Source organism: Pseudomonas sp. B7 (assembly GCF_016735645.1).
Lineage (GTDB): Bacteria > Pseudomonadota > Gammaproteobacteria > Pseudomonadales > Pseudomonadaceae > Aquipseudomonas > Aquipseudomonas glycinae.
Window position 1 is genome coordinate 1 of record NZ_JAERRE010000022.1, and the last position, 9,500, is coordinate 9,500.

Here is a 9,500-nt window from a genome sequence, read left to right on the forward strand (position 1 = left end):
GCGTGATCAACGAGCACAGCGGGGTGGTCAACCGCTTGCTGTGGATGCAGGACGCCTATCGCCTGACGGCTGAAGATTCAGTGCTGCAAAAGACGCCGTTCAGCTTCGACGTTTCGGTCTGGGAGTTTTTCTGGCCGCTGATGACCGGCGCGCGACTGGTGATGGCCCGTCCGGGCGGGCACAAGGATCCGCTGTACCTCAGCGAAGTGATCGAACAACAGCAGATCACCACGCTGCACTTCGTGCCGTCGATGCTCGATGTGTTCCTCGCCCACGGCGAAACCGCGCGTTGCCATGGTTTGCGTCAGGTGATGTGCAGCGGCGAGGCGCTGCCAGGCAGTCTGGTGCGGCGCTTCAAGCAGCAACTGCCGGGCAGTGGTTTGCACAACCTCTACGGCCCGACCGAAGCAGCAGTGGACGTTACGGCCTGGGATTGCGCCGGACCAATCGAAACCACGCCGGACAACACGCCCATTGGCAAACCGATCGCCAACACCCGCCTGTACATCCTTGATGCCCAGCAACAACCGGTACCGCAAGGCGTGGTCGGCGAGTTGTACATCGGTGGCGTTCAAGTGGCGCGCGGTTACCTGAATCGCCCAGAGCTGAGCGCCGAGCGTTTCCTCAACGATCCATTCAAGCCGAACGGCAGGATGTACCGCACCGGCGACCTCGCCCGTTATCTGGCCGATGGCAACATCGAATACCTGGGCCGTAACGACGATCAGGTGAAAATCCGAGGCCTGCGCATCGAACTCGGGGAAATCCAGTCACGCCTGACCGATATCAGCGGCGTGCAGGAAGCCGTGGTGCTGGCCCGCGAAGATGTGCCGGGGGACAAGCGTCTGGTCGCCTATTACACCGGCGCACGACTGGTAATCGACGTGTTGCGCGGTCACCTGCTGGAACATTTGCCGGATTACATGGTGCCGGCGGTATTCGTGCACCTGGGTGCGCTGCCACTGAGCCCCAACGGCAAGCTCGACCGCAAGGCCTTGCCGGCGCCGGATCAGAGTGCTGCCATCACCCGCGAATACGAAGCCCCGGTCGGCGAGGTGGAAATTCTCCTCGCCGGACTCTGGGCCGAATTGCTCAACGTGGAACGGGTAGGACGCCACGACAACTTTTTTGAACTGGGCGGGCACTCATTGCTGGCGGTCAGTCTGATCGGCCGGTTACGTCAGGAAGGCATGGAAGCGGAGGTCAGGGCGTTGTTCGAACAACCGACCCTGGCCGGTTACGCCGCAATTACGGAAAGAATGGAGATCGTCCTGTGAACGTGATCGAACTGTTGGCAACACTCAAGGCTAAAGACATCCAGTTGGCGGTCACCGACGACCAGTTGCGCGTCCAGGGCAACAAACAGGCGCTGAGTGATCCGGCGGTGCTGGCGTTGCTGCGCGAGCACAAACCGGCGCTGATCGAGCTGATCAAGGCCGGGCAATATTCAGCGACCAAGAGCGGCCAGGTCGACGTGCCGGCCAATGGCATTGCCCCCGGAACCACGCGCATCAGCCCGGCGATGCTGACCCTGGCCGAACTTGATCAGGTGACCATCGACCGTCTGGTTGCCGACGTGCCGGGTGGCGCCGCCAATGTGCAGGACATCTACCCGCTGGCGCCGTTGCAGGAAGGCATTCTTTATCACCATGTCAGCGCCACGCAGGGCGACCCATACGTGATGCAAGCGCATTTCGCCTTTGCCGATCGCGGGCGCTTGGACGCGTTCGTTGAGGCTTTGCAGGCCGTGATCGATCGCCATGACATTCTCCGTACGGCGGTGGTCTGGGATGGACTGGATACACCGCAGCAAGTGGTCTGGCGTCACGCTGAATTGCCGGTGGAAGAGATCGATGCCGAAGGCGATGCGCTGGCGTATTTGCACGAGCGTTTCGATGCCCGGGAATTTCGCATGGATGTGGGCCGGGCACCGATGATGCGTCTGGCCCATGCGTGGGACGAAGCCGGGCAACGAGTCGTTGCGACGCTGCTGTTCCATCACATGGCGCTGGATCACTCGGCCCTCGATGTGGTGCGCCATGAGATGCGCGCGTTCCTCACGGGGCAGGGCAATCTGCTGGGCCGGCCGGTCGCGTTTCGTGACTACGTGGCGCAGGCGCGACTGGGTGTCAGCGAGAGCGAGCACGAGGCGTTCTTCCGCGACATGCTCGGCGATATCGACGAGCCGACCTTACCGTTCGGCTTGCAGGATGTGCAGGGCGACGGGCACGGCATCACCGAGCTGAGCGTGCCGGTGGAAGCGGCCTTGGGCCAACGCCTGCGGGGGCAGGCGCGGCAGCTCGGGGTGAGCGCGGCCAGTCTGTTCCACCTGGCCTGGGCGCAGGTGCTGGCCACGCTCGCCAGCAAGCAACGCGTGGTGTTCGGCACAGTGTTGATGGGGCGACTGCAAGGGGCCGAAGCGACTGACCGGGCGCTGGGCATTTTCATCAACACCTTGCCGGTGCGGGTCGATGTCGACACCCAGAGCGTACGCATCGCCGTGCAGGCGACCCACGCGCGCCTGACCACCTTGATGCGCCATGAACACGCGCCGCTGGCGCTGGCCCAGCGCTGCAGCAGTGTGGCTGCGCCGACGCCGCTGTTCAGCGCCTTGCTCAATTACCGTCACAGCCACGGCGCCGGGTCGGCCAGCGCGCAAACCCTTTCCGCGTGGGAAGGCATCACTACTCTGCACTCGGAAGAGCGCACCAATTACCCGCTGACCCTGAGTATCGATGACCTCGGCGACGCCTTCAGCCTGACCTTGCTCGCCACCACTGAGGTCGATCCGCAGCGGGTGTGCGATTACATGCGCGGTGCCCTGAACGGCCTGGTGTCCGCGCTGGAACAGGCACCGGATTCGCCGATCAGCCAGGTGCCGATCCTGCCGGAGGCGGAGCGCGAGCAGATTTTGCGCGGCTTCAATGCGACCCGGGCCGACTACCCGCAAGGGCTGACCATTCACCAACGTTTCGAGGCGCAAGTCATCGAACGGCCGGAAGCGGTGGCGGCAGTGTTCCTCGGTGAACACGTGACCTATGCCGAGCTGAACCTGCACGCCAACGCCCTGGCCCATCATCTGATCAGCCTGGGCGTTCGCCCCGATGATCGCGTGGCCATCGTCGCTCGACGCGGGCTCGACACGCTGGCCGGACTGCTGGCGATTCTCAAGGCCGGGGCCGGTTACGTGCCGCTCGACCCGGCGCATCCGGCCGAGCGCCTGAGCTACCTGCTCAGCGACAGCGCCCCGGTGGTGGTGCTGACCCAGAGCGATCTGCGTGATCGGTTGCCGACACTGGACGTCCCGGTGATCGACCTCGACCGCCATACCTGGCCGCTGAGCCTGGCCCTCGACCCGCGGGTGCCGGGATTGACCAACGAGCATCTGGCCTACGTGATCTACACCTCGGGCTCGACCGGGTTGCCCAAGGGCGTGATGGTCGAACACCGCACCCTGTCCAACCTCATCGACTGGCACTGTGGCGCGTTCGATCTGTGTGCCGGCCGCCACACTTCAAGCCTTGCCGGCTTCGGCTTCGACGCCATGGCCTGGGAAGTCTGGCCGGCCCTGTGTGCCGGTGCGACCCTGCACCTGGCGCCGACCCGCGACGGCAACGAAGACATCGACGCCTTGCTCGACTGGTGGCGCGCGCAGCCGCTGGACGTGAGCTTCCTGCCCACTCCGGTGGCCGAATACGCATTCAGTCAAAACCTCGAACACCCGACCTTGCGCACGCTGCTGATCGGCGGAGATCGCCTGCGGCAGTTCAGCCGTCACCAGCACTTCGATGTGATCAACAACTACGGTCCCACCGAAGCCACGGTGGTGGCGACCTCGGGCAAGGTCGACGCCGGGCAGGCGCTGCACATCGGTCGGCCGGTGAGCAATGCCACGGTCTATTTGCTGGATGACCAGCAACGTCCGGTGCCCATCGGGGTGGCGGGGGAGTTGTATGTCGGGGGCGCCGGGGTTGCCCGGGGTTATCTGAATCGTCCGGAACTGACGGCCGAGCGCTTTCTCGACGATCCGTTCAACAGCGGGCGCATGTACCGCACGGGTGACCTGGCGCGCTGGCAGAGCGACGGGACTCTCGAGTACCTGGGACGCAACGACGACCAGGTGAAGATTCGCGGCGTGCGCATCGAGCTGGGGGAAATTGAAACCCGGCTCAACCAGTTCCCCGGTATTCAGGAAGCGGTATTGCTGGCCCGCGAAGACGAACCCGGCCAGCCGCGTCTCGTCGCCTATTACACCGAACAGGCTCAGGTCGAACCGCAACCGGTGGCTGAGCTGCGTGCTTGCCTGCTGGCGCAGTTGCCCGAGTACATGGTGCCGGCGGCATTCGTGCGACTGGACGCATTGCCGCTGACCGCCAACGGCAAGGTTGACCGCAAAGCCTTGCCGGCGCCGGATCGCGCGGCGCTGTTCACTCGCGAGTACGAAGCACCGCAAGGCGAGTTGGAAACTACGCTGGCGCGAATCTGGGGCGAAGTGCTGCAGGTCGAGCGGGTCGGGCGCCGGGATCACTTCTTCGAACTGGGGGGGCATTCGCTGCTGGCGATGCGCATGGTGTCCCAGGTTCGCCAGCGCCTGGGCGTTGAACTGGTACTGAGCGAGTTGTTCGCCAATGCCGAACTGGCGGCGGTCGCCGAGGTGCTGGACCAGGCCGGGCGCAGCTCGCAACCGGCGATTGTCCCAGTGCCTCGCGACGGCGCGCTGCCGTTGTCGTTCGCCCAGCAACGGCTGTGGTTTCTGGCGCGCATGGAAGGGGTCAACACCGCCTACAACATTCCGCTGGGTCTGCGTTTGCACGGCCATCTCGACGAGGTGGCGCTGCAACAGGCATTGGCGCGGATCGTCGAGCGTCACGAAACCCTGCGCAGCCGTTTTGTTCCGCATGACGATGAGGTGCAGGTGATGATTGCGGCGGTCGACAGCGGCCTGCTGCGGGTCGAGGATCTGCGTCAGCATTCACGCGCCGACGAAGCCATGCAGGCATTGATCCGTGAACAGGCTTCGACACCGTTCGAGTTGCAGAACGATCCGTTGATTCGCGGGCGACTGGTGCGGCTGGCCGACGATCACCATGTATTGCTGTTGACCCTGCACCACATCATCTCCGATGGTTGGTCGATGGGCGTGCTGACCCGTGAACTGATGGCGCTGTATCAGGCGTTCAGTCATGGCGAGGCCGATCCGCTACCGCCACTGGCGCTGCAATATGCCGATTACGCGATCTGGCAACGCCGCTGGTTGAGCGGCGAAGTGCTGCAACGGCAGAGCGATTACTGGCAGCAGAATCTGGCCGGGGCCCCGACCTTGCTGGTGCTGCCGACCGATCGTCCGCGTCCGGCGCAACAGGATTACACCGGCAGCAGTGTCGAGTTCCGGCTGGACGGGCCACTGAGCGCCGGGCTCAAGGCGCTGAGCCAGCGGCACGGCGTGACGATGTACATGACGATGGTGAGCGCCTGGGCGCTGTTGCTCGGTCGCTTGTCCGGGCAATCGGACGTGGTGATTGGCTCGCCGATTGCCAACCGTGGCCGGGCGGAAATCGAAGGCTTGATCGGGCTGTTCATCAATACCCTGGCCCTGCGCATCGACACCTCCGGCGGGATCAGCGTCGAGGCGCTGCTGGCCCGGGTCAAGGCGTGCACGCTTGAGGCACAGGCCCATCAGGACCTGCCGTTCGAGCAGGTGGTGGAAGTCACCCGACCGGCGCGCAGTCTTTCCCACAGTCCGTTGTTCCAGAACACCCTGAGCTGGGAGAACAGCGTCGGGCCGGCGCTGGAGCTGGGTGAACTGGCGCTGGAAAGCGTGGCCGGTCCGACCCGTTTCGCCAAGTTCGACCTGTCGCTGACCCTCGGCGAAACCCGCGAGGGCATTCGCGGCGTGCTGGAATACGCCACGGCGTTGTTCGATCAGTCGACGATCCAGCGTTACGCCGGCTACTTCGAGCAATTGCTGCGCGGGATGGTTGCCAACGATCAGGCGGCGCTGGAACAACTGGACATGGTTCCGGCTCACGAGCGTGAACAGTTGCTGGTTGCGTTCAACGACACGCACGCGGAATTTGTGTCGGGGCTGACGATTGCGCAGCGATTCGAAGCGCAAGTGATCGAGCGACCCGAAGCGGTTGCGGCAGTCTGCCAGGGGCAGGCGTTGACCTTTGCCGAGCTGAACCGACAGGCCAATACCCTGACTCATCACCTGATCGGGCTGGGTGTTCGCGCCGATGATCGGGTGGCCATCGTTGCCCGGCGCGGGCTCGATACGCTGATCGGGCTGGTGGCCATTCTCAAGGCTGGCGCCGGTTACGTGCCGGTGGATCCAGCGCACCCGGCGGAGCGTTTGAACTATCTGCTGAGCGACAGTGCGCCAGTGGCCGTGTTGTGCCTGAGTGATTTGCGTGAACGCCTGCCGGCGCTCGATGTACCGGTGATCGACCTCGATTTGCAGGGCTGGCCGGACACCGAACCCAGCAATCCGCAGGTGCCGGGCCTGACCAGCGAGCACCTGGCCTACGTCATCTACACCTCGGGCTCCACCGGTCTGCCCAAAGGCGTGATGGTCGAACACCACACCCTGAGCAACCTCGTCGACTGGCACTGCCGGGCGTTCGACCTGTGTGCCGGCCGCCACACTTCAAGCCTTGCCGGCTTCGGCTTCGACGCCATGGCCTGGGAAGTCTGGCCGGCCCTGTGTGCCGGTGCGACCCTGCATCTGGCGCCGGCCCGCGATGGCAGCGAAGACGTGGACGCGCTGCTCGACTGGTGGTGCGCGCAGCCGCTGGACGTGAGCTTCCTGCCGACACCGGTGGCCGAATACGCCTTCAGCCAGAACCTCGAACACCCGACCTTGCGCACGCTGCTGATCGGCGGCGACCGCTTGCGTCAGTTCAACCGCCAGCAGTCGTTCGATGTGGTGAACAACTACGGCCCGACCGAGGCCACGGTGGTTGCCACCTCGGGCATCGTCGAAGCGGGGCAGGCGTTGCACATTGGCAAACCGATTGCCAACGCGACGGTGTACCTGCTCGATGAGCAACTGCGTCCGGTACCGGTCGGCGTGGCCGGGGAGCTTTATGCAGGCGGCGTCGGTGTGGCTCGGGGTTACCTGAATCGTCCGGACCTGACCGAAGAACGTTTTGTAAACGACCCGTTCAATCATGGGCGTATGTATCGCACAGGCGACCTGGCCCGATGGCGCGCCGACGGTTCCATCGAGTACCTGGGGCGCAACGACGATCAGGTGAAGATCCGTGGTGTGCGTGTCGAGCTGGGCGAAATTGAAACCCGCCTCAACCAGTTGCCCGGCATCCAGGAGGCGGTGTTGCTAGCCCGCGAAGACGAACCTGGCCAAGTGCGGCTGGTGGCGTATTTCACCGAACAGCCACAGTTCGAACCGCTGGCCGTGGCGGAGCTGCGGGCGCATCTGCTGAGCCAGTTGCCGGAATACATGGTGCCGGCAGCCTTTGTCAGACTCGACGCCTTGCCACTGACTGCCAACGGCAAAGTCGATCGCAAGGCGTTGCCTGCGCCGGATCGCAGCGCCTTGTTCACCCGCGACTATCAGGCGCCGCAAGGTGAACTGGAAACCACGTTGGCGCAGATCTGGGCCGAAGTGCTGCAAGTCGAACAGGTCGGGCGTCAGGATCACTTCTTCGAATTGGGCGGTCACTCGCTGCTGGCGATGCGCATGCTGTCTCAGGTACGCCAGCGACTGGGCGTGGAGCTGACCCTCGCCGAGCTGTTCGCCAATGCTGAGCTCGCCGCCTTGGCCGAGGTGCTGGCCGAGGCCGGACGCTGCACGCAACCGGCGATCAGGCCGGTGCCACGCGAGGGCGCGCTGCCGTTGTCGTTCGCCCAGCAACGCTTGTGGTTCATGGCGCAACTGGAGGGCGCCAATACCGCCTACAACATTCCCCTCGGCCTGCGCCTGCGCGGTCGGCTCGACGAAGCGGCCCTGCAACGGGCACTGGCGCGGATCGTCGAGCGTCACGAAACCCTGCGCAGCCGTTTCGCCCAGTTCAACGAAGAAGCCCAGGTGCTGATCGCGCCCCTCGACAGCGGTGTGCTGTTGCGGGTCGAGGACTTGCGCCAGCATCCGCAGGCCGACGAAACCTTGCAGGCGCTGATTCAGGGCGAAGCGTCGGGGCCGTTCGATTTACAGGACGATCCGCTGATTCGCGGGCGTCTGGTGCGACTCGCCGATGATCATCATGTGCTGTTGCTGACCCTGCACCACATTGTCTCCGATGGCTGGTCGATGGGGGTGCTGACCCGCGAATTGATGGCGCTGTATCAGGCGTTCAGCCATGACGAGGCCGATCCGCTGCCGCCGCTGGCATTGCAGTACACCGATTACGCCGTGTGGCAGCGCCGCTGGTTGAGCGGTGAAGTCTTGCAACGGCAGAGCGATTACTGGCAGCAGACCCTGGCCGGTGCGCCGGCGCTGTTGATGCTGCCGACCGACCGTCCACGCCCGGCCCGGCAGGACTACGCCGGCAGCAGTGTCGACATCCGGCTGGATGAACGTTTGAGCGCAGGTCTCAAGACGCTGTGTCAGCGGCATGGCGTGACGCCGTATATGGCGGTGATGAGCGCGTGGGCGATGTTGCTCGGACGCTTGTCCGGGCAATCGGACGTGGTGATCGGCTCGCCGGTCGCCAACCGTAACCGGGCGGAAATCGAAGGGCTGATCGGGCTGTTCGTCAACACGTTGGCCGTGCGCATCGACACCTCGGGCGCGCTGAGCGTCGAGGCGTTGCTGGCGCGGGTCAAGGCGTGCACGCTGCAAGCGCAGGCCCATCAGGATCTGCCGTTCGAGCAGGTGGTGGAAATCACCCGGCCGGTGCGCAGCCTGTCCCACAGCCCGTTGTTCCAGACGCTGCTGAGCTGGGACAGCGGCAGCGGCGCGACGCTGGCCCTCGGTGACCTGACGCTCGAAGGCGTGGCCGAGCCGAGTCACTTTGCCAAGTTTGATCTGTCGCTGACCTTGGGCGAGGCGCAAGGCGTGATCCGGGGTTCGCTGGAATACGCCACGGCGCTGTTCGATCAATCGACGGTTCAGCGTTATGCCGGTTACTTGCAGCAGCTGTTGCAGGCCATGGTCGCCAATGATCAGGCGCTGCTGGAGCAGGTGGACGTGCTGGCCGAGGATGAGCGTCGGTATTTGTTGCATCACTTCAATGCGACCGAAGTCGGCTATGACCTTCAGCAAAGCATCCATGGTCTGTTCGAGGCGCAGGTTTTGCGGTCGCCGCAGGCTGTGGCGGTGCTTTCCGGTGAACAGCGACTGAGTTATGCCGAGCTGAATGCTCGGGCCAATCGTCTGGCCCATCACCTGCGCGGTTTGGGCGTGGGCCCGGAAGCGCGGGTGGCGATCTGTGTCGAGCGTGGGCTGGACATGGTGGTCGGGCTGCTGGCGATCCTGAAGGCCGGCGGCGGTTATGTGCCGCTGGATCCGGCGTATCCGCTGGAGCGTCTGGCTTACATGC

Annotated in this window: 1 protein-coding gene and 2 pseudogenes; all 3 read left to right on the forward strand. The window is 64.4% G+C overall.

Annotated elements, in window-relative coordinates; genetic code table 11:
- The coding region (locus JKA62_RS28795) for an amino acid adenylation domain-containing protein (protein ID WP_201820537.1) at positions 1 to 1,277 on the forward strand (1,277 nt) is incomplete at its 5' end.
- A 2-nt stretch (positions 1,278 to 1,279) separates the two neighbouring features.
- Positions 1,280 to 1,369: pseudogene (locus JKA62_RS29295) on the forward strand (hypothetical protein); the annotation flags it as partial.
- 99 nt (positions 1,370 to 1,468) lie between these two features.
- Positions 1,469 to 9,500 (forward strand): annotated as a pseudogene (locus tag JKA62_RS28800) (amino acid adenylation domain-containing protein); the annotation flags it as partial.